The organism is Chitinophaga sp. LS1 (genome assembly GCF_034274695.1).
In the GTDB taxonomy this organism is placed as follows: Bacteria; Bacteroidota; Bacteroidia; order Chitinophagales; family Chitinophagaceae; genus Chitinophaga.
Genome location: NZ_CP128362.1, coordinates 3606494 through 3630394, shown reverse-complemented (window position 1 = coordinate 3630394; position 23901 = coordinate 3606494). Strand labels below are relative to the sequence as shown.

Sequence of the window (23901 nt, the reverse complement as noted above, 5' to 3'; positions counted from 1 at the left end):
AAGGGTTTACGTTGATAGATTAAAACAAATGCTCTTTTACAGTTTTGTAATCTTGAACCAGTTCAGGTTCCAGCCTCCGGCCTGGGCGTAGATACCGAAGTTGTACGTACCGGCATTGATGGTTACGGTATGGGAAACCGTCGTCCAGTTCTGCCAGCCACCTGTAGATGGTATATCCAGGTAACCCAGGACAGTAGAACCTGCATTCAGGTCAAGAGAGAGACGACCACCACCACTCAATGAAGCTACACGGTATTCAATTTTGTAAGTACCGGTAGTAGGAATGGTAATGCTGTTGTAAGCCATCCAGTCGCCAGTGTCGATGTAACCAACGTCTGATCCACCATTGGTATCAGTAGTAGTTTCAGTTTGTACACCAGACATAGAGCTGTAAGATTCTGCTTCTACCTGTTTGGTAAATGCACTGGTACCACCATCCTGGTATACTCTTACATAATCCACATACATTTTAGCAGGGAATGCAGCGTTATTGATGGTGAAACCAGGCCAGTTACCGCCAATCGCGAAGTTCAGGATGATGAAGAATGCCTTCTGGAATTCTTCAGTACTGCCTACGTTGTTAGCGATATTGATTTCGTTGTACTGTGCACCATCTACAAACCACCTGATATAGGTAGAGGTCCATTCGATGGAATAAACGTGGTAACCAGTCACGGACACAGGTGTGTTACTGCCGTAATCGGCCTGACCACCATTGGTACCTACCCAATGTACAGTACCGTACACGTTGGATTCGGTGTTAATGTGTTCCATGATATCGATTTCGCCGCAGGCTGGCCAGCCTACAGAACCGATGTTGTCGCCCAGCATCCAGAATGCAGGCCATGAACCAGAAAAAGAGGGCATTGCAATACGGGCTTCAATCTTGCCGTATGTCCATGATTTTTTGCCCTGAGTCTTCATACGGGTGGAAGTATAGCTGGCACCGCCGTAGCTCTCATTTTTTGCAGTAATTACCAGCTGACCATTTTCGATACTGGCATTCTCTGCCCGGTAGTATTCCAGCTCGTTATTGCCCCAGCCACCGGCGCCGGTCTCGAATACCCAGTCAGAGCCAATGCTGCTGGTGAATTCGTCTGCCCACACCAGTTGCCAGTTTTGTGCCATGGCAGCGCTACCTGTCAGTGCTAACATAGCGGTTAACAATAGAGGGAATTTCAAGGATCGAATCATAATTGAGGGTTTTGGTTTTAAATGGTTAATAAAAAATCGATATGGTATATCTCTAGCCTTATTGTTTTACAAACTTCTTCGTGATTCGTTTTTCACCTTTTGTATAGATCAACAGGTATGTACCTGCTGGTAAACCTGATACCGCGATCTGCTGTACCCCACTCTTTACATTTAATACCTGCTTGCCATTCAGGTCGTAAACAGTGAGGTAACCGCCTGGTTGGGTGTAATCACCTTTCAGGTGCAGATCGGTTGCTACAGGATTAGGGTATATAATCACACTGCTCTCATGCGTATCGGCAGTGGTTATAGTCGTAGTAGTTTCAGCTGCTGTGGTCTTTGCTGATGATTGTTTGGTGATCTTAATCCAGTTCAGATTCCAGCCACCTGCCTGTGCATAAATACCCAGTGCATAAGTTCCAGCTGTTACACTTACTGTATGAGAAATCGTGGTCCATGTTTGCCAGCCACCAGTTACCGGAACATTTAAATATCCCAATACAGTAGCACCTGCATTCAGATCGAGGGACAACTGTCCGCCAGTACTTTCGCTGGCAACACGATATTCAATTTTATAGGTACCTGTTGATGGGAAGTTGATATTGGCATAAGCCATCCAATCACTGGTATCGATATAACCTACATTCAAACCACCATCAGTATCAGTTGTTGTTTCTGTCTGCACACCTGACATAGATGTATAATTCTCTGCCTGTATCAGTGTAGAAGTGCCACCGGTGCCACCCTGTAATACACCCAGTTCAGTATTGATAGCGGATACCAGTGAATAGGTACCTGTTGCATCGCCAGAAAGTTCCCAGATCATGATACCACCACCAGAATTGTAAGCCAGGTCAGTTTTAGCTTTGATGGTAGTGATACCATTGTAGCCTACACCACTATAAGTATCGCTATATGGATCAGCACCTCTGGCGATCAGCGCAGCATAAGTTTCCCAGGAAGGACGTCCGTAAAAAGGTACACCCAGGATAGCCTTTGAGGCTGCCAGGCCTCTACCCTTCCAGTAAGTGATAGCTTGTGATGCATAAGTATAAGTAGAGTGATCGTAGTTGTTATAATCGTACGCCATGATGTTCAGGAAATCTACCTGTGCGAATACACTGCTCAGAATGCTTTCACCACCTGTACCTACTACAGCAGCAGTCAGCAGTTTGCCCTGATTGTGCAGAGCAGTAGCCAGCTGTGTCATGAGGGATACATAGTTGTTGGCAGATGCACCTGCATCAGGATATTCCCAGTCTATATCCACACCATCCAATCCATACTGACTCACAAAACTGAGCAGGTTGTTCACAAATGTGGTGCGATAAGTACTGTTGGCTGCAATGGATTCAAAACCGCTATCATCACCATTATTCCATCCACCTACAGCAATCAGCACTTTCTTTCCGTTCGCATGTGCGAGAGAAACCAGACTGGAAAGTTTGGAAGAATTTTCAATGGCCTGCAAACCACCAGTAGCTGTAGGCAGCAGGAAGGCATAGTTGATGTGGGTCAATTTGCTATACTGAATAGCATTCACATCACCTGACCATGAAGGCATATATCCCACTACTTTGAATTGCGAGAATACCTGAGAAGAAGAAATAAGGGTTGCAATGCTGAGGAATGCAGCCCTTATCCATTTGTTTGTTTGCATATGGTTTATTTTGAGGGAGTGAAAAAAATTAATGTTTGATGAACTGGCGGGTGGTACGATTACCATCTTTGATGATGACCAGTGTATACATTCCCGGTATTAGCCTGGATATATTGATAATATTAGAATTTGGTTTTAAATTAATCACCTGATTACCTGTTACATCATAAACCTGTATCAATACACCTGTCAGATCTGCATTGATCTTTAATTCATTTTGTGCAGGATTGGGAGATATATTAAACACAGTCGCTTTGGGAGTAGCTGCCACTCTAGCACCTGATACTGGTGTAATACTCCACCAGTTCAGGTTCCAGCCACCAGATTGTGCATAGATACCAAAGGCATATGTACCGGCTGTAATATTCACAGTCTGTGATACAGTCTGCCAGGTTTGCCAGCCACCGGTTACAGGAATTGTTTGATATCCCAGCACAGTAGCACCTGCATTCAGATCCAATGATAACTGACCACCTGTTGATTCACTGGCCACCCGGTAATCTATTTGATACGTACCGGTCGTTGGAATAGTAATATTTGAATACGCCAGCCAATCGCCGGTATCTATATAACCTACGCTCAAACCACCATCTGTATCCGTAGTTGTTTCAGTCTGTACACCTGACATAGAGTTATAACTTTCTGCCTGAATTTTAGTAGTAGATGCGGATGTACCTGCAGCTACTTTGAGTGAACTGATGATATCATTAAAGCTGTTATTCACCAGACAGGAATTATTTGCATTTACCAGCAAGGAACTGCCACCATAATTATCGTCTGCATACACCGTGGTCTGGTAGCCACTGGCCAGCTGAATAGAAGAAATATCATCATTCAGTATACCATGTGATTTGAGTTGTGTCAGCGTATAATTACCTGTTGGTAAACTAATCCCTAAACCACTATAATTACAATCTTTATAAAAAGTAGCCGCAGCCGTATTCAGGCCACCACCACCAAATACACTATTCACAGCAGACGCATAACCGGCGGTTGAACTTGAGTTGTCAATATCATCATATAACCAGATAAAACCACCGCCCAGTTTACTGCTACAACTACTCTTCCATGAATTCAATGTACTTGTCACCTGAGTAGTAGATTTTTCTGAATCCCACAAACCTGCGTAAATAGGAATAGACCCAAAGCTCCAGCTGCTACTGCAGGGACTATTGCCAGCGCCACCTGAATAACATTGCAGATCTACACGGGTAACTGTACCTGCCAGCTGACTATTCGTATTCGTCGCTACGCTGGTCCAGTAACTGGTATTGTTATAAGGCACCAGTGTCACCTTATAACCCAGATTACCCAGCATCACTGCCAGGGCAGTAGAAGAGCTTACATCATACGTGCTTTCATCATCAAAAGCAATCGCATCTACAGCAGGGATAGCATTTTTCAATGCCTGGAAATTTTTATACAGGATACTTGTGCTACCTGTACCCTGTGCCGCAATCAAACTTTTAATATTTGCGAAGGTACTGGAGCCCCATGCGCTGATGCAAAACTCAACCCTATTGATAGTGGTAGGGGCAGACTTGAGCAGGGCTATATCATTTGCAAAATTTGGATAGGTGCTGGCACCCACATAAGATCCATTTTGCACTAACGGGAATTCGGCATTGAAGTTAAAGTTGCCACTGGCATCGATATGTATGGTCCATACTACTACATATGTAAAGCCTGAATTTTTGAGTTCACTGATGGAGTAGCTTCTGTTTTTATATACAGGTCCACCAGCATAAATACCTGATTGAGCAAAGAGCGCAGTATGAGTCAAAAGCGCCATAAGCAGCAGTATGATACAGTTCTTAGCATTCATAAAGAATGATTTTAGCCTGTTAATAAATGAGGATTAACGTGGAAAGAAATGAAGAATAAATTGGTAGGAGTGTAAAGGTTTAGTTCATGCAGGTTCAGTTTTAAAGAGTGAATAAAGCCGCATCGGAGACCGCCCCGCTTTGAGGGCGGTTCCTGCGGTGAGGGAAAAGTAAAAAATCTTACTGCAACAGTTTTTCAGAAATTAGAATTAGGAACTACGGGATTTTTTAATCTCCCGTAGTTCCTAAGGATAGATGGAGCGTGTCTGCTCAGTCAATTACATTTTAATCACCTTCGCAGCACCATTGCGACCGGTTTTTGCATTGGATGTTTTCAGTATCCATGTACCCTGAGGTAAACGGCTTACATCCAGTGTAATCACCTGTGCACCTTTGGCGCCAGCTACATATTCTTTTCTGATCACAGGATTGCTACCATTGATGCTCCACAGTTCTACCCAGATCTTTTCACCAGCAGCAGCGGTTAAGCTTACCTGCAGATTGTTGCCCGTAACAGGGTTAGGGAACACGAGGATCTGATCTTTGGCAGTTGTTTCGGCAGCAACTACAGTTGTATTGGTAGTTCTTGCAGCAGAAGCGGTACAAGCACCCAGTGGTTGCCACCAATAGTCAGCAGTACCAGGCGTCACATTGTACAGGCCATTTGCAAGGCTTACATACAGATAACCGTTGTATACTACTTTATCACCTGCGTTGTACACAGAAGGATATGGCTGGTAAGTAGCCACACCTGCACAGTTTCCGGTGCTGGTAGATCCGCTTACGGTGATGCTTACAGCAGTGCTGGTAGTAGTGTTACCACTGTTGTCAGTAGCTTTTGCTGTGAGGGAATAAGTACCTGCGGCTACGCTGGTCCAGCTGTAAGTGTAAGGTGAAGCAGTCACAGTACCCAACAGTGTAGAGCCATTGTAGAAGGCTACGCTCGCGATAGTGCCATCAGCATCAGATGCAGCAGCGGTGATAGATACAGTAGCAGGGGCAGTATAAGAAGCACCTGCAGATGGAGAAGAGATGCTTACAGTTGGTGCAGAACCTGTACCGGTTCCACCACCAGAGCAATCACCTGTATATGTCCAAACCTGGCTGTCGCCGGAGTGCGTATCAGGTTGTTCACCCTGTGTCCACCATTTAGCAGTATAGATCTTACTGTTATACACCACCTTGGTGCCACCGGTGTAGATACCGGTAGCAGTCCAGGCAGCGATACCGTCGCAAGTACCGCTACCTGTGCTACTTGTTACTACAATTGCAACAGCTGCAGAAGTTGTTACCGCGCCAGCGTTGTCTGTCGCCTTCGCAGTCAGTGAGTAGCTGCCTGCTGCTACACTACTCCAGGTATAGGTATAGGGACTGGTAGTAGAGGTACCCAACAGTGTAGAACCGTTGTAGAATTCTACCTTGGCAATAGAACCATCGGAATCTGTAGCAGTTGCTGTAATAGTCACAGAAGCTGGTGCTGTAAATGAAGCATTGGCAGCTGGTGAAGTGATGCTTACAGATGGGGACTGATTACCACCGGTAGTACCAAAGAAGAACGGATAATAGTTGCTGGCGAATTCTTTGTTATTCACCGCATCCCAGTTGATGGACCAGGTCATAATACCACGCAGACCGGAATAACCAGCGCTGTTACGTAAGGTATATGTACCACCATAGGACTGACCCTTTACTAAATAATTCAAAGCATTCAATACAGCTGAAGGAGCAGTGTATCCGCTACCTGCTGCACCTGGAGCTGCTGGCAGACCGAAGGCTACCTGGTCAGGACGCAATGCAGGGAATGTCTGGCTGGTACCGGAAACAGTGAAACCTGTCAACAGCATTTCTGTCATAGATACGATAAAGTCAGCTGTAGCAGAGCTGTATACTTTATTATCCAGGGCTGTTACTGAACCTGTGTTGTACAGCTGTGGCTGAATCCAGGACAACTGATCTTTCAGACCATAAATGATAGGCAGATAAGCACCTACCAGTGGAGAATAAGTAGCACCGTAAGCAGTCTGTACATAATATGTTTCAGGCGCCATGGTCAGCAAGCAGTTTTTACCCTGTGCTGTACGGTAAGAGATGATTTCTTTACATGCAGCGATCAGGTTTACCACTTTCGCGGTAGTAGGCGCTGTAAAGTTTTTATCTCCGTTATCCAGTTGGAGGGAAGTACCGCCTTCGATATCCAGATCAAAACCATCGAAGTTGTAGTTGTCTAACACAGCTTTCATGCTGGTGATGAAGCTGGCTTTAGCTGTAGCAGAAGACAGCAACAGGGTTCCGTTTTCACCGCCGATAGACAGTAAAACTTTTCTACCCTGCGCCTGTAATGTAGCAATATCAGATTTAATTTCACTTTCAGAAGTAAGGCTTGCATCAGGAGTGAAGCTTACTGTAGCATAGTCAGTTCCGGTAGTAGCAAATGCAACTTCAATTACATTATACCTTGAATCTACATCTTTCAGACGTATGTAAGGAGCAGAAGCCAGGTTCCAGTCATGCCAGTAACCTACCAGTACCTTACCGGAAGTATTGTCAGAAGTAGAAGACTTAACGGTAACGGCTACTGCTGAAGAAGTGGTAGTAGCACCAGCATTGTCGGTAGCAACGGCAGTGATGGAGTAACTACCTGCACTTACATTGCTCCATGAATAAGTAAATGGAGCAGCAGTAACAGTTGCGAGCAGTGTAGCACCGTTATAGAACGCCACTTTGCTGATAGAACCATCGCTGTCAGCAGCTGTAGCTGTGATAGAGATAGCACCACCGGCAGTGTAAGAAGCACCACCAGCAGGAGAAGTGATGCTCACGGTTGGTGACTGGTTGGTAGTACCTGTACCATTTGCAAATACAGCATTCAGCTTATTTACCAGCGGAGAGGTAGTAGCAGGGCAATAAATCAGTTTACCTTTTGCAGTCGTGCTGCTGGTCATGTTCAGCATATCGCCGAATACCTGCCATACAATCACACCCGCCAGGCCATTGTCATTGATGTATTGTGCTTTAAGACCAATAGATTTTTCGTTGTCATAGCTCAGGAAGTAGTTGCCTTTTGTCATGTAAGGCACCTTCGCATTATCGTCCCAATGATCAGTCCAGCCAGAACCGGAGCCTGTCTGCTGCAGGATGTAGCTATAGTTTGGTGTACCATCCCACAGGTTCAATGCCCAGTTGGTATAGTCGGCACAGGTAGAAACAGGACCATCCGGCTGTACGGTTTCACTACGTTTGGTAGTTGCACCATTCAGCGCGGCAGTACTTGTACATACTACACCACGACCATAGAAAGGCGCACCGATGTTCACCTTAGACATGTTCACACCCAGTGCTTTCACACCTTTTACAGTAGCGTCGATAGAGAACCCGGAATATTCAGCACCTGGGTAATCATACAGTGGAGCATTGTGTCCTGCAATGTTTGACCAGCCACCATTATAGTCATAGGTCATCAGGTTGAAGTAGTCCATGGATTTATTCAGGCGAGTCCAGTCAAAACCTGAAAGTTTGGAAGGAACAGCGGAGAAAGCAGCAGTGATCAGTTTACTTGAACCGATAGCAGCTCTCACAGCTTCTACGAGGGTAGCGAAGTTCGCATAGTCAGCCTGGCTGTAGTTTTCGATGTTCATACCAGGTCCGTTGGGATATTCCCAGTCGAAGTCGATACCATCAAAACCCATGTTGATCAGGTCCACGCAATTAGCTACAAATTTAGCACGCATAGTAGCGTTAGCGGCAGTAGAAGGATAGTGCTTACACATACTCCAGCCACCGATAGAGGCCATACATTTGATACCTTTCTGGTGACACAGGTCGATCAGACCTGGTGCGCCACCCTGTTTAGGAACGCTTAACGGAAAACTACCGGAAAGACCTGTATTCACATTAGTCCAGCCACTGCCTGAATTACGGTATCCCAGTGTGTAGGCATAGCTGCCATCTGAGATATAGTAAAGAGGAGCGTCCAGTTCTCCTTTGAGGAGGTACAGGTCCCAGCTGCTGTAAATATCCTCATTTATCAGAGCGGCTGGTTCCTGAACGGCACCTACCTGATAAATGTTTTTGTTTCGGAAGTCACCACTGTGTAGGGAACCATCTTTGGCTACGCCAAAAAAGGAGAAGTTGAGGATGGTGTACTGGGAGTAGTCCACGTTCAGCTGGTTGTAGCCACCTTTGGGAACAATACCCGATACTTCTTTCCAGGCATCCCATTGGGTGATATAGCCTATCACCTGTTTTTTGTGGTTTGCTGTGGTCGCGGTTACAGAAGGGCTTACCTGTGCCCTGGCTTTACCGAGGCCGGTTATTAGCAGAAGGAAAAGAATTGCATGTCTTGCATAGGTGCATAGCCATGCATTACGAAAGGTAAAGTTTACTTTCATTATCGCTGGATTTTTGTAGACGATATGGATAGGACTGCGCCACACACATTATCTACCCTGCTGGCTGTCTGGTGGGAGGGTTCCACCAGGCTGAAATGGCAGTAGCGGGTATAGGCACACGTCTGACTCTCTGACGGTTATGCTTTATTGTAATTACAGAACCGGGTTTTCAAGGTTTTTCGGGAGCTGTAATAGGACGGCAATAAAGCCAGTGTTTCACAGAATAGAATAATTGTTTATTAATAATGATATCAGGCTTGGTAGGTGAAGCGGTCTACCTTGGTCTGATATGTTATGTTCTTTTAATGCATATGGTTATGAAGTCACTATATAGGAGTCGGGTGATGCGGGAAATGGTACTATTGCGAATTTCTATTTTTTAAAAAAAAGGGAGATTCAGGTTTTGGCGGATGCTTTCGGCCTTCGGCATCCGCCAAAACCTGAAAAGGGAATTCCTGGCCGGCAGTCGCCGGCCAGGAATTCCCTGATAAAAAAAACCGGTTGACTGATAAAAAAAATCCCGGCCGGCGGGCGCCGACCGGGATTTCTCTCCTTTATGTCTATCTTAATTCTTACGTAATATTTTCAACATGGTACGTCTGCTAAACTTATACTGTTCTTCCGTACAATTTACTCCCCCTTTACAAGGATCGTTCGGATCTTTACCAATGTTTTCATAATACAACCTGCTGCTAGCCACACCTTTCTTAATCAGGTAATCAATCACCGCATAACATCTCATTGCAGACAGATCCTTATTATAAGCATCAGAACCACGGCTATCTGTATAAGAGGTGATCTTCAGTTTCCAGTTAGGGAACTGGTTCAACACCACTGCTACCCTATCCAGCATATCCCTTGACTTAGTAGTCAGAATCGCACTGTTATAATCGTAGAAGAACATCAGTTTTTCCATCTTATCGATGATGGCGTTATCCATTTCGCTGAACTGGTCTTCTGAATAATCTGACTTAGGTTCAGGAGCAGGTTCCTTCACTGGTTCTGCCACTGGTGTGACTGGTTCTGCAACCGGCTCTGGCAATGTCGCTTTCGGCTCTGGTCTAACCGGACGCTTAGGCGATGATTGCTTCGCAGCTGGCTTCTTCGGATCTGCTTTTTTCACTGGTTCCGGAGCAGGCTCCTTTACTGGTGCTGCCGGTTCTGGTGCCGGTGCAGAAGGTGTTACACTTGGTTCAGTATACGGAACAGTTACCTGTTGCATTGGACTGGTCACCACAGGTTCTTCCTTCCTGGCAGGCGCAGGTGCCGGAGGTGCTGGCGTTGGTGCCGCTGGCACAGGAACAGGCACTGGTACTACTGGTGCTGTTTTCCCTCCTTTATGGTGTTTGGAAGATTTCTCCTCTTTTTCCTTCTCTTTTTCTTTTTCCTTCTCTTTTTCCTTTTCAGATTTAGACGAACCTTTTTTAGTTTCTGTTGTCTTTACCTCATCAGGCTTTACCACTGGTTCTGCTGCTGCAAGCACCACCGGAGCTGGTTCATTAGTTACAGGTGGGGCCTGGTAAGGCGCCATACCACCATCGCCATTAAAACGTTCAGCAAAGTGAGTATCCATGAAACGATAGATATCATCGCTACCACCACCACCAGGACGGTTAGAGGCGAAGTAGCCTTCATACATATTCGCTTTCATGATGAAACCCAGGTCATCTCCACCGGAGTTAAACGGCCAGCGCAGGTTCTGCAGCTTGGTCCAGTTACTACTGGTACCGGTTGCACGGTAAATATCGAAACCACCCATACCCGGATGTCCTTTACTGGAGAAGTACAACATACCCGCTTCGTTAAAAGTAGGGAATGCTTCGTCAAACGGTGTATTGATAATAGGACCACAGTTTTTAGGCTTGCCCCATTTACCATTCTTTTGTTTCTCACTATACCAGATATCCATTCCACCCACACTACCTTTTCTGTCAGAAGTGAAATACATCAGCTGACCATCACGACTCAGGGCTACGTGACCAGAAGAAAAGCCTGCTGCATTGATTTCTTTCAGCGGTTCCAGCGGTGCCCAGGAGTCACCTGTTTTATAAGACCAGAACACGACCATAACACGCTCACCGTTTACAGGACCACGCTTTGTTTTATTCGCAATATCCTGCTGCCAGGAGTTCAGTGTTACGTAGACAGTATCTTCTCTTGGATTAAAACATACAGGGCCGACGTGATAAGGTATCTTGCCCAGTAGCTCTGGTAATATCTCTTCTACATATGTATTAGCAACACCCTGTGCATACTGCTTAAAGAGGTATGCTTTAAAATAGGGTTGCCCTGTGCGCGTATCAATCTGTGGTGTTTTTTCCGGAGCATTGGAAATTGCCATTTTCCGGTAACCGTTTGATACGAGCAAAAGTCCCTGCCTGGTTACCCCACTTACGTAGTCGGAACCGGAGGAACTCAATTCTTTAATATCTTCCATCGCCATATCGACACGATCTGCTTTCCACATAATGGCGCTATCACATCCTGCGCTCATTACATTTTTTAATCGTAAGCTATCCGGCTTGGTGGTGACAAATTTTGCTATCTGTACTTTTGCCTGCTCATATTTCTGCAGGTTCTTTAGTGTCTCTCCATAAACCAGATGTGCAACGTTAGGACAGTTAGGTAAGGCATCAAGTTTTTTGAACCAGTTAGCAGCTTCTTCATAGTAGCCAACTTCGCGATAACACATTGCTATTTTTTGCAGCAACTCGATGTTAGTCTTATTACGGTTCTTGTTTGCCAGTTTCGAATATAAGGAGCCGGCTGTGGCAAATTCCTGCCTGTCGTAAGCCTCGTCAGCCAATTCACGTACACTCTTAGATTCCTGTCCAAATAGTGTGACAGGGACGACTAAAAGTGCACATAATAAAATTGCGTAACAACGTAGCATATTAATTCGATGATCTTAAGATTAAAAATACCGGGGATTGGAAGTACTGTATTGCTTAGAATTAAATAGGATGCCGATTGAAATTTCATGGCTGCCGCTTTGCATGCCAGCCAATTTATTTAAAGTCATATCATAGGAATAGCCGATACGGTATTTGCTCGTAATGTAGTACTCTAATATAGCACTTGCTGCGTTAGATGATTCCACTGCTGTAGCAGCGGTAATCGCTTTGTTTGTAAATACGTCTACGTTAGTTCTGTAAGATCCACCGATCCAAAGCAGATTATCGATGTACATCATCAGGTTCAGATCTAAACCTGCAGGACCTGCGAAATCACTCTTAAACATCACAGAAGGTTTCAGTGAAACCTGTTCCGACAGGCTGTACATATAACCTGCAGTCAGGTAAACAGATTGTCTTCTACGAATACTTTCATATGTATATCCTCTCCATTTATAACCACTGCTGGTAAATTTTGAAAAGAGGTCCAGTGCAGATACACCGAAATAAAAGGTAGGAGAATAATAGTAAACACCTACACGAGCATCAGGAGTTGTTTCCTTTGCAGTACCATCAGGGATGATACGGTCACCGGAATCAAGGTATTCGAGCGTAGTTCCATCCAGACTATACTGAGTAGCACCCACACCGATACCAAAGCAGATACGTTTAGTATCTTCATCATCCAGGCGGATACGGTAAGAATAAGATCCATAGATGGAGATAGCGCTCTGTGGGCCCAGTTTATCCACCATGGCCTGCACACCCAAACCAACGTTTGCATCTCTGTTCGGGCGCTTCAGCGGACCATCCAGTGATACCATACCTGTTTTAGGTGCACCAGGATATCCAGTCCACTGATCGCGGAAGGTTGCATTCAGGTACATTACATCTTTATAACCGGCATACGCAGGGTTTACGGACAGGCCATTAAAGATATACTGGCTGAACTGAACACTTTGTTGTGCCTTGGCGCCTGCTCCCAGACAAAGTAATAATACTACAGTAAACCAATTTTTTCTTGTGTACATATTTGCACTTTTAGAAATACAGTTCATTCAATTATCTAATAATCATGACCCACCCCTTGTAGGTTGTATAAGTGTCAACACCGCCGGTGGTATTGTGTAATTCAATTCTATAGAAATAAGTTCCTTCTGCTAGACCTGTTCCTTTCCAGTCGTTCTGATAGTTATTGGAGTAATAAATCTGCGCACCCCAGCGGTTGAAGATATACAGCTTGGAGTCCGGATATTCATCAAGGTTTCTGATGTAGAAGTAATCATTCTTACCGTCACCGTTTGGCGTTACCACATTACTTACAAACAGACCCGGCTTACCACCCTGAACAGTTATACTTGTAACTGTTTTGCCTTCACAACCACTTTCATTCGGGTCACAGTTCATTGTATTCTTGATAGTATCACCGTTATTAACAGTTGCAGTACTTGTAATCGCTGAATACGCTGTCAGATCTTCGTCAGCAGTTACGGTATAGCGTACATAACTGATGGCACCTGCCACCAGGTTACTCACTGTCCAGTAGACCGTTTGAGTTTCAGTATTCGTTGGGTGGGTAGCACCATCATAACCTTGTGTAAAGGTAGTACCTGATGGAACAACCACGTTGATCTGTACCTGTGAGATAGTTACACTACCGGTGTTGCGTGTGTATATATAATATGTCAGTACATCACCGGAGCTTACGTATGTATTGGCATTTTCATTCAGTACGATCATCCATGTATCGAAACTGGATGATTTGGAAATGGTATTGGAAGTAGAGGCGTTTGAGTTGGAAGCAGTATTCGGGTTGCTGGCGTCGCCTGTTGCAGCTGGATAAGTTGCAATCTTACCTTTACCATTGCCATTGTCTACATAAGCAGTGTTGGAAATGGCAGAGGCACCGGTGAGGTCAGTAGAAACTTTTACCCGATATGCTTTCGTTACATCTGCACTATTTACGGGCAGACTTGCAATGGTCCAGGTAATCAGGCCATTCGCATCAGCAGTAACAGAATTGTCTGCATCTACGAAAGTGGTATAAGCAGGCACATATGCATAGATAACTACATTACTCAGGTCTATAGACCCCTTGTTGCGTACGTGTACAGTATAAGTAAGCACGTCGCCGGCAGTAACAGTTGAGGTAGGAGATACACTGAGCCATGAAACAGAGTTAGCCCCATTATCTACAGGCGTAGAGAGTGCAGGCCAGGTAGTGTAAGTACCACCCATAGTACCTGGAGTTGGCAACAGACCATTTCCATCTCCTGCATCTACATAGGCAGTATTTTTAATGTACGCGACACCTGTCAGATTGGAACCTACAGTCACCGTCAAATTTACGTAGGAGGAACTACCTGCTGCGATACTGGCGATTGTCCAGGTAATCTTGCCATTAGCATCTGGTGTTACACTGCTGGTGGCACCATAAAATGAAGTGTTGGCAGGCAGGGTATCTACTATGGTCACATTCGTGAGGGCGGTAGTACCATTGTTCTGTACATAAATAGAATAGGTGATGTTGTCACCACTGGCATATGAGTCATCTGCTCCAGTTGGGGAACCAGCGGCGGTTATCCATGTAGAAACAGTACCTGCTGTGGGGCGGCCGCTATGGGAAGCTACATTCGTAGCGCTGGCTGGAGTCCAGGCCAGACCTGCAATAAGCAGCATCAGGGCCAGAAAATAATCTGAGATTTTTTTGGCGCCAGTGTGAATCAGGCCTACTCGCTGCTGCCTGAAAAATGGCAGGGTAAAACGAGCTGAATTGTAATGTTTGCGCATAGGCATAGGATTACTATAAACTAGTGGTAAGTTTCGAATATTTGTCCCAATGATTTGCTGAGTTACATGAACCTACTTTGCTCCCTCTCCTTATTATATATATAGTGTATCCGCACAGGTCTGAGGCGGTAAGTTGGCGCCCTCAGCAACTCGTTCAGAGCGGTCCAGATCTGATATAATGCAGCGTTTATCATTGGTTATGGTTTTGTGACTATAAATTCCCGATTGTCAAGGATATAGTTAATTCGAATATAAAAATATCTATATTTATTGATAAAACAATATTTTTTAGAAAATTAATACCCCACAAATACTACCATTTGGTTATTATAAATCAAACTATTACAAATTTAATCACTCTTCATACCTGGCAGTTCCCACCCAAAAATCAGGTCTTCATTTCCAATTAATGAGTAGTACTCACTCTCCCCCTTTGGCCTCATATGTACTCTCCACAAAGGATTTATGGAAATCTTAATATGTTCTTCTCTATAGTTTTTCAGATAGCCATAAGAGTAAGTTTGATTCGGTTTTCAGATAGGGTTTATACATAATTTGCCTCCTTAGAAAATGCGTACAATGTGGATAACTTTTTTTAAGCCCGGTAGAATTTAAAAGAACGCTCCTTTTTAATATGATATTATTTTAACATGTTTTTATAATTACAGATCATCTACTGAGAACTTTAAAAATTAGTATATTTACTAATGCATTTGTGGCCCGCTTATTCGTTAATGAACTGGTTTATAAGCAAATGGTCCAATTTCTGTACAGTAGATGACAGCTGTGTTCCCATAGCAACATGAAGAAGAGGAAGGTTACATATAAATTAAAGCCCGGCGTACCTATGGTAAACCAGGCCAGTAAGTGGTTATAAGGATATTGGTGTGTTTAATCTGATAGCCCGTCAAAGTTGGCAAATCAAGCTGGAAGCGGGATTGCTTTTCATTTTTCCGTCGTTTAAAATGAGTACCAGCACATCTATTTTTGAGTACTAGCGCTTATTTTACAGGTATGCGATAGTATTCCTTGAAGTCACACCCGTTATTTCATACATATTTACGCAGAAGAAAGACCACTCCCATATCTTTTTCGAAAGAAACCTGACTATATCAACTGATGGAGGCAGATCCGAAAGGCGCTAAAAAAAGCCCGTTTCTATCTGCATATCACCGGAGGTAAAAACTTAATATTAACCAAGTAAAGATGTACACGATTACACCGTTTTTTTCGGGCGTTATGCGCTATCAAGACTCAGTTTCTGTCCCCATTTATTTACCCAGGCATGAGCAGGCAAACCTTTGAAGTTTCGCCTGTTAAATTTTTCATACCTGTATATCAACTTTTCTAATGAACACTGCAGTCTATAAAATATTACTTGTAGATGAAGACCAGGTATTTGTAAGGCAAACGCGGCAGTTACTTGTATCACAATCATATGACACATACACAGCCGCGTCAGAGGAAGAAGGGATCATCATCTGTCAGAACCATCAACCAGACCTTATCATTTGTGGTGCCCACTTACGCGGTACCGGAGGCCACCATTTTATTATGGCCCTCAGAAATGATCCGGCTTATGATCACATCCCGCTCATATTCATCAGCTTGCGGGATAACCGACAGGAGATGCGTATGGCCATGAACCTCGGCGCCGACGATTACCTGGCCAGACCCTTCAGGAAACGGGACCTGCTCCTCAGCATCCGCTCCCGCCTGGGTCGCTTCGCCAAATTTAACCACGTCAGACCTCCTGAAGAAACCAGCACCGTCTCTCTGGCCAATCCCAACACTGCTCAGCAAACTTTGTATCACAGATTGGGTAAGGCAGAAAACAGGATCATTAAAATGATCGCTGAAGGTAAAAGTACCAGGCAAATGGCTGACGAACTAGGCGTGTCTATCCGCACAATCGAGAATCATCGCTACAGAATTGCCGGAAAACTAGGTGTTTCCGGTCGTAACGCACTCACCGAATTCGTGATCAGGAACATTATTCAGCAACAAAAATCTTAATTCCAGTGTAATTGGTTTTTGCTTAAAACATTGCAGTTCCGACTAAACATCGCTGATGTATGATGCTTCAGCGATGTTTAGCTGCATTTTTTAAAAATTGACATTATCTTAGCCCCACCACCATCCTACCCACCATTGTAAACCAGATAATGCATGCACAAACCATCTTTACTAACAGCTTTTTATTTTTGCTTCGCATCCATGGCCTATGGCCAACATTATACCATGGAAGCCGTTACTGCTTACCCCTTTCCTTCTGAACTCACTGCTTCGGCACAGGGTTCTAAAGTGGCATGGGCTGTAAATGAACAGGGAAAAAGAAATGTATATGTGGCCACCGGGCCTGACTTTTCTCCCCGCAAACTTAGCAACTATACACAGGATGATGGACAGGAAATAACCAGCCTCTCCATATCTGACAATGGTAAATGGGTCGTGTATAGCCGGGGCGGCGATCATAGCGGCAGAGACGGTTTCAACCCTGTCAATCCTGCACATGATCCTATACCTCCAAAAACTGAGATCTGGTCTGTCCCATTTGATGGCGGTCCTGCCAAAGTATTGTCTGATGGGGATTTTCCGGCCCTGTCACCGCACAGTGACAGCGTTGCCTTCGTAAAAGGAGGACTGGTATACATCGTAGCCGTCGATGGCTCTGCACCTGCAAAGGTTTTATTCAGTATCAAAGGTACCAGTAGCTCGCTGGAATGGTCGCCCGATGGTAGCAAACTCGCTTTTGTATCTGATCGTAGTGGTCATAGTTTTATTGGTGTTTATACAAATCCTACCACTCCTATTCAATGGATCTCACCCGGGTTTTCACAGGATAATTCCCCCCGCTGGTCGCCGGATGGGCAGCAGATTGCCTTTGTCCGGACACCGGGTACAGGCGGTGCAACAGATTCTATCCTGCCCCGCCGTCATAAACCGTGGGAAATAAGGACGGCCAATATCAGTGATGGGAATTCAACATTACTGTGGAAAGCACCTACTACATTAAGTGGTTCTGTTCCCACTACCGATGGCGCGACCAACCTGCATTGGGGAGCGAATAACCGGGTGACTTTCCTGTCTTATCATGATGGATGGCCTCATCTCTATTCGATTCCAGGTACTGGTGGTACACCGCTTTTACTCACACCCGGCAACTTTATGTGCGAACAGATCTCGCTGACGGCCGATAAAAAATGGCTGGTGTTTAGTGCGAACAATGGCCCCTCTCCACAGGATATAGACCGGCGCCACATAGCCCGGGTACCTGTTGATAAAGCAGCGATGGAAATGCTCACTACTGGTGATGGCATTGAAACTTATCCTGTAGTAACAGGCGATGCACAAACTGTGATCTTATTTACTTCCAATGCACAGCAACCCCTGCTCGCCGCAAAGATGCCTTTTGGAAAGGGGAAACCTGCATTGATAGGCGCCTCTCTTCTTCCTACAGATTTCCCATCTGTAAAACTGGTTACACCTACACAGGTGATCTTCAAAGCACCTGATGGAACACCTGTTCATGCACAATTATATCAACCTGCAGGTGGTCCTGCCAGGAAGCCTGCCATTGTATATGTACATGGCGGACCTCAACGCCAGATGGTATTAGGTTGGCACTGGATGGATTATTATTCTATTGATTATGCTTTAAATCAATACCTCGTAGATAATGGGTTCATTGTTTTAGCCATCAATTACAGGTTGGGGATAGGTTATGGCTATGAGTTTCATAAACCCGCCAGTGCAGGGGTATTAGGTGCTTCCGAATACCAGGATGTGAAAGCTGCGGGAGAATGGCTGGCGGCACAATCACAGGTAGATGCTAAAAGGATTGGTATTTATGGAGGTTCTTATGGTGGCTTCCTCACTGCTCACGCATTAGGCAGGGATTCAAAATTATTTGCAGCTGGCGTAGATATTCATGGGGTGCATAACCGGATGCAATTCTCCGCACCTCCTACTGCTACCCCTGCACCAGATGCTGATACTGCGGAGAAAGTAGCGTGGCAATCATCGCCTGTTGCACATGTTGACACATGGACATCACCTGTGTTATTGATTCATGCAGATGATGACAGAAATGTAAACTTTAATCAAAGTATCGATCTCATTAACAGGTTGGAGCAAAAAGGTGTGCATTACGAAATCCTGAGTATTCCGGATGATACGCATCACTGGATGAAATACAGCAATGAAGTCAAGGTCAATAAAGCAGCGGCTGAATTCTTAATAAGGCAGCTTGGTAAATAATAGAAAACGCCCCTTACAAGGGGCGTTTTCCTATCTTTCCTAAATGTGTATCTGTAAATCCTGTTACATACTTTAACCCATACCCAAACACCCTATCCATCGAAGAATGCGCAAACAGTATAATTCCTACAAACAACCACAACTCACTATGCGACATCCATCCTAAACAATAGATCACAAATGCTACTGCCCGGTGATGTACGAAGTTATATACATATGCACCTGCTTTTGGCCCTGCCAGGTATGCGACCATCGATAAGTCAGGCAACAGCAGACAAGCGGGGAATAGCCACCAGACGTAGGCTGACTGTAGATGGAATGATACAAGCGCAATGAAAAAGAATGCGACTTCTTCGAGGGTGATGAGTGTTTTCATCTATAAATTTAAGCCAATTCCGTTCGGATATTCGTTGGAATTTCGGCGTTTTATCACTCAGGCTGCATATTAGTCGCTATTCCTATCCTGTTCCAACTATTTATCACTATCGTCGCCATGATCACCTGCGCAATCGTCTGGTCATCCAACACCTTTGCTGCCGCTGCATACGTTTCATCCTTTACATGCCCTTTACTAATTTCCGTTACTTCCTCTACCAGCGCCAGTATCGCTCTTTCTTCTGCTGTAAAAAAAGGAGTTTCCCTCCACGCTGATAATGTATAAATCCTTTGCTCTGTCTCGCCTAACTTTCTTGCATCTTTCGTATGCATATCCAGACAATACGCGCAACCATTAATTTGTGATGCTCTTATCTTTATCAACTCGCGTTGAATAGGTGTCAACTTTGTACCATGTACATATTTCTCAAAAGCCATCATCACTTTGTAAGCTTCGGGTTCTACTTTACTAATGTCAATTCTGTTTTGCATATCAATTTGTTTTTGTTGTTGACACAAAGTTGGGGTAGAATTGCCCTTGAAAATCTTGAACTAGTTCAAGATCGCTTAGCCCTGATCTTACTTAGGAACTCTGCACTAAACCCGAGGTAAGAAGCTAACATATATTGGGGAATACGCTGTATAAACTCCGGGAACAAACTATTAAAATGATTATATCTTTCCTCTCCACTCGTGGTAAAAATATACTTAATCCGCATCATAGAAGCCGCATAAGATCGCTGTAAGACCAATCTGAAATACCGCTCCATTTTAGGTACCTGCCTAAACAATTCATCTTCCTTTTCCTTATCCAGCACCAGTAATTCAGTAGGCTCTACAGCCTGTATACAAAACTCCGAAGGCTGTCGCCTTTCCAAACTATCATAATCCGCTATCCACCAGTTTTCCAGTGCAAAATGCGTAATCTGCTCTGCGTCGTTTTCTCCGACGATGTACTGCCGCAACAATCCTTTTATCACAAAATATCTCCCTGTGCAGATCTTGCCCTGTTTGAGCAAATGTGTTTTCTTGCTCACTTCTTCATATCTCATGCAGGATAATAACAGCTCCTGTTCCTCGCTGTTTAATTCTACAAAGCGTTGTACATGTTGTAGCAGTCTTTCCATAGTGATTCAAAAAGAAGGGTGTATTAATGGTCTGGCTGTTTCCATCAGGTACCGAATAAAAACAGACTGTATCGTAATGATGATACAGTCTGTTTAAAAAAGTTATTCATATTTCGCAGGCGTACCCTTTGCTGGTGTCGCCTCTTTAATAAATTTCCTGAGGTTCTCTGTAGCAGTAGCCAGATCGTCCTTGCGCAGGTACATCATATGTCCACTTCTGTAACCTTCCCATTTGATACGGCTTTTCAGTTTACCCCCTGGATCCAGTTGCCAGATGCTATACTTTGCATTGAAATAATCACAGGCTCCGTCATAGTAACCAGATTGTACCAACAGGTGCAGGAAAGGATTCTGTGCAATTGCCTGACGCAGGTTTTCGCCAGTCTTATTATTCTGGTTATCCCATGGCCATACCTGTCCGAACATGTTATATTTCAGATCAGTTTTATATTCCAGTTCATCACGCAGGTAAATGTTGATAGCAGGGGTAAAAGCCTGTAACCATGCAGTCAGTTCTGCATTGTAATCAGGTCTGCTACCACCATTTTGCTTATCCAGACCTTTGTATCTTGAATCGAGGCGGCCAATGGTATAACCCTGGTCACGCAGTAATTCTTTCCAGAATAAGTTATAGGAAACGATGAGGTTATTTTCCAGGAACACCTGTGCAGATAATCCGCTGTAGCGGCTCATACGTTGTGCCAGTGCTTTACGTTGTGCATCATCCAGAGAGCCGCCTTTTGAAATAGCAGGCACCAGTTCGTTGATGGTAAAGTTTTCTACTTCCGGCAATACATCATTAAGATCTTTGGATTGCAGGTCTGCAGGGAGTTTTTTGTGATACCATGCAGTAGCGGCATAATAAGGAAGGCTCAGTGCCTGATCCAGCGGACCACTGCGTTCAATGCCTAAATCGGTTGGTGATACGAGCACGACACCATTCAGGTACATCCATTGTTCATCCTGCAGTTCCAGTGCTAAACCAGATACACGGGTAGTACCATAGCTTTCGCCGATCAGGAATTTAGGAGAAGCCCAACGGCCTTTGCGGGTTACGAAAGTGTTGATCCATTCTGCCAGGTATTTGATATCTGCATTTACGCCGTAGAAGCGGGAACCAGGAACATCTTTGCTCACAGGACGGGAATAACCTGTATTCACAGGATCTACGTATACGATATCTGCCACATCCAGTATGGAATTTGGGTTTTCGCGCATACCGAATGGCTGCACAGGATAACCTTCATCATCGATGTTGAGGAGACGGGGACCGGTATAACCAATTTCCATCCAGACAGAAGGGGTGCCGGGGCCCCCATTGAAAGAGATGACCAGTGGGCGGTTTGATTTATCCTTGATGTCTTCCCTTTCGTAATAAGTGTAGAACACCCCTGCCAGTGGGCGCCCATCTTCATCCCAGATAGGCATGCTGCCTGCCTGTGCTGAGTAAGGAACCCGTTGGCCTTTGATAGTGACTTCATGATGGGTCACTACAGCGGAGTCGATTTTCAGTATCCGGCTGGGTGAAATGGGTGCGTCGTTTTTAAATTCTTTATTTTGTGCGTTTACATGGCTGAGTATGCTGCATGACAGCGCCAGTGAGAGACAAAGGATTTTGGTCATAATTCAGGTTTAGAGAGCGTAAAGATAAAAAGTTTTAGCCCTTGGGGGTTACCTTCCATATAATTGGCTGGGGTTACAGGGGCTTTAATTTGTTTACGTCTTATTAACTGATTATGATTCAGTTTCCCATTTATCCATTTTTGCTTCAGTTTACTTCCATTTACCTGAGCGTAATTCCGTTTTCTATTTACTTCTTTTTGCTTCAGTATACCTTTTAATTCATCGCCGCTTCCTCCGTTCCTATCTGGCTTCCGCCCACACAGCCACCGATCCGGCTCCACAGGTAAATTCAGCCCAACCATCCTCTCCCACAGTAATCTCCTCTTCCCTGCTACCCGTTATATCCCTGAATTTTTTCCCTGCATGCCGTTGACCTATTTCCATATGCTTATTCCCCTCTTCTCCATTCGACATGACCACCGCACAACCAGCGCCTGCATGCTCCTCATCTCCCTCTCTCGTCCAACCAATACAATTCGGATGGTCAAAATAATCCCGCTGCATACCATATGCATATTGATCCCTTGCCTTTATCAATTTATCCAACCCTAATACCGGTGCGATCAAAATATGGCAATCATTCCCCTCCCCATCCTTATCGGTATACTCCGCTCCATACAGATCCGCATAAAATACACATGGATACCCATGCTCTCTCAACAAGATCAATGCATACGCAAGTGGTTTAAACCAATCATCCAGGGGGGCCTCCAGCGCCTGCAAAGGTTGCGTATCATGATTTCCTGCTACAGTCACCGCCAGAAAAGGTTTGGTGGCCACCAGCGAATCATCCAGTATTTTACTCAGGTCATAATCTTTTCCACACTTTGATGCATGATGCAAATTTTGATGCAGGGAAGAATCAAACAATGACATCCTACCTTCTGTAGCATCTATATATTTCAATAATAAATCCAGGTGCCCAGGTGCCCAATACTCCCCTACTGTAAACATTTCCCGCCCTGCATACTGCCGCATCTGCTCCAGCCATCCCTTGAAAAAATCAGGGGTAATGTGCTTCACAGCATCCAATCTGAATCCATCGAATTTCACAGTATTATAATACCATTCTCCCCATCTTCTAAACTCTTCCCTCACCTCGGGATTCCGGAATTCCACATCTGCACCCATCAGGTAATCGAAGTTGCCTTTTTCATCATCCACCATATCTTCCCAACCTTCTCCATATTCGTTCTGGATGGTAAAGATCCCGCTCTCCTGCGTATCTGCAGCATAGTCGATCCCCGTAAAACAGCGGTGATCCCATATAAACTGTGAATATTGTCCTTTCCTGCCCGGAAAGGTGAATTTAGTGTAGGCTTCTATTTCATAAGGCTCAGAAATGAATTCATTCCTGTTTTCCAAATCTACCTTCCGCACTGTCACTCTCTCGGTTTCATCTGCACCTATCATATGATTGGCCACTATATCCACATACAGTTGCATCCCTGCATCATGTATAGCTTTTGCGGCGGCAATATATTCTTCTTTGGTACCGAATCTGGTACGTACAGATCCTTTCTGATCAAACTCGCCCAGGTCGTACTTATCGTAAGTGTCATATCCATGGCTGTTAGCCCCATCTGCTCCTTTATAAGCAGGAGGAAGCCATACAGCGTTGATGCCCATCGCAGCTAAGGCTTTGGCATTTTTGTTTACTTCTTTCCATAAACTGCCATCTGCGGAAGTATACCAGTGGAAATACTGGATCATCGTACCGTTTTGCATATCTTTTGCTATCCATTTGGGGATAAATAATATAAATCA

14 protein-coding genes are annotated in these 23901 nt (G+C 44.6%); 2 read left to right on the top strand and 12 right to left on the bottom strand.

Annotation, left to right across the window (positions count from 1 at the left end; genetic code table 11):
• Positions 1 to 36: 36 nt before the first annotated feature.
• The 7 genes from QQL36_RS15080 to QQL36_RS15050 all read right to left on the bottom strand — a co-directional run bounded on the left by QQL36_RS15080 (position 37) and on the right by QQL36_RS15050 (position 14749).
• Positions 37 to 1194: a carbohydrate-binding protein gene (locus tag QQL36_RS15080; protein ID WP_083720475.1), complete on the bottom strand. Its 1158-nt coding sequence runs from the start codon at positions 1192 to 1194 to the stop codon at positions 37 to 39.
• Between the two features lie 58 nt (positions 1195 to 1252).
• Positions 1253 to 2854, bottom strand: coding sequence for a glycosyl hydrolase family 18 protein (locus tag QQL36_RS15075; protein ID WP_321570155.1), 1602 nt, complete (start codon positions 2852 to 2854; stop codon positions 1253 to 1255).
• A gap of 28 nt (positions 2855 to 2882) precedes the next feature.
• On the bottom strand, positions 2883 to 4679 hold the full coding sequence (locus tag QQL36_RS15070) for a carbohydrate-binding protein (protein ID WP_321570154.1): 1797 nt from the start codon (positions 4677 to 4679) through the stop codon (positions 2883 to 2885).
• A 276-nt stretch (positions 4680 to 4955) separates the two neighbouring features.
• Entirely contained in the window at positions 4956 to 9065 is a 4110-nt protein-coding gene (locus QQL36_RS15065) for a glycosyl hydrolase family 18 protein (protein ID WP_321570153.1), read from the bottom strand.
• Positions 9066 to 9630: 565 nt separating this feature from the next.
• Complete coding sequence (locus tag QQL36_RS15060; protein WP_321570152.1) at positions 9631 to 11958, bottom strand: OmpA family protein; 2328 nt, start codon at positions 11956 to 11958, stop codon at positions 9631 to 9633.
• A 21-nt stretch (positions 11959 to 11979) separates the two neighbouring features.
• Positions 11980 to 12990 carry a type IX secretion system membrane protein PorP/SprF gene (locus QQL36_RS15055; RefSeq protein ID WP_179090968.1) on the bottom strand — a complete coding sequence of 337 codons (1011 nt, stop codon included), beginning with the start codon at positions 12988 to 12990 and terminating at the stop codon, positions 11980 to 11982.
• Between the two features lie 31 nt (positions 12991 to 13021).
• Complete coding sequence (locus tag QQL36_RS15050; protein WP_321570151.1) at positions 13022 to 14749, bottom strand: gliding motility-associated C-terminal domain-containing protein; 1728 nt, start codon at positions 14747 to 14749, stop codon at positions 13022 to 13024.
• Positions 14750 to 16099: 1350 nt separating this feature from the next.
• Here QQL36_RS15050 and QQL36_RS15045 point away from each other — a divergent pair.
• Together QQL36_RS15045 and QQL36_RS15040 are read left to right on the top strand one after the other, a co-directional pair.
• A complete protein-coding gene (locus QQL36_RS15045) occupies positions 16100 to 16765 on the top strand; it encodes a response regulator transcription factor (RefSeq protein WP_083720487.1) in 666 nt (221 codons plus the stop codon).
• 153 nt (positions 16766 to 16918) lie between these two features.
• Entirely contained in the window at positions 16919 to 19009 is a 2091-nt protein-coding gene (locus tag QQL36_RS15040; RefSeq protein ID WP_321570150.1) for a S9 family peptidase, read from the top strand.
• A gap of 13 nt (positions 19010 to 19022) precedes the next feature.
• Here QQL36_RS15040 and QQL36_RS15035 read toward each other — a convergent pair whose 3' ends face one another.
• The 5 genes from QQL36_RS15035 to QQL36_RS15015 all read right to left on the bottom strand — a co-directional run bounded on the left by QQL36_RS15035 (position 19023) and on the right by QQL36_RS15015 (position 23862).
• Positions 19023 to 19385 carry a DUF4260 domain-containing protein gene (locus tag QQL36_RS15035; RefSeq protein ID WP_083720492.1) on the bottom strand — a complete coding sequence of 121 codons (363 nt, stop codon included), beginning with the start codon at positions 19383 to 19385 and terminating at the stop codon, positions 19023 to 19025.
• Positions 19386 to 19438: 53 nt separating this feature from the next.
• On the bottom strand, positions 19439 to 19876 hold the full coding sequence (locus QQL36_RS15030; protein WP_083720495.1) for a carboxymuconolactone decarboxylase family protein: 438 nt from the start codon (positions 19874 to 19876) through the stop codon (positions 19439 to 19441).
• A 65-nt stretch (positions 19877 to 19941) separates the two neighbouring features.
• Positions 19942 to 20511, bottom strand: coding sequence for a Crp/Fnr family transcriptional regulator (locus QQL36_RS15025; RefSeq protein ID WP_321570149.1), 570 nt, complete (start codon positions 20509 to 20511; stop codon positions 19942 to 19944).
• 102 nt (positions 20512 to 20613) lie between these two features.
• Positions 20614 to 22134 carry a S10 family peptidase gene (locus tag QQL36_RS15020; protein WP_083720499.1) on the bottom strand — a complete coding sequence of 507 codons (1521 nt, stop codon included), beginning with the start codon at positions 22132 to 22134 and terminating at the stop codon, positions 20614 to 20616.
• Between the two features lie 240 nt (positions 22135 to 22374).
• Positions 22375 to 23862, bottom strand: coding sequence for an alpha-amylase (locus QQL36_RS15015; protein WP_321570148.1), 1488 nt, complete (start codon positions 23860 to 23862; stop codon positions 22375 to 22377).
• Between the last annotated feature and the right edge of the window lie 39 nt (positions 23863 to 23901).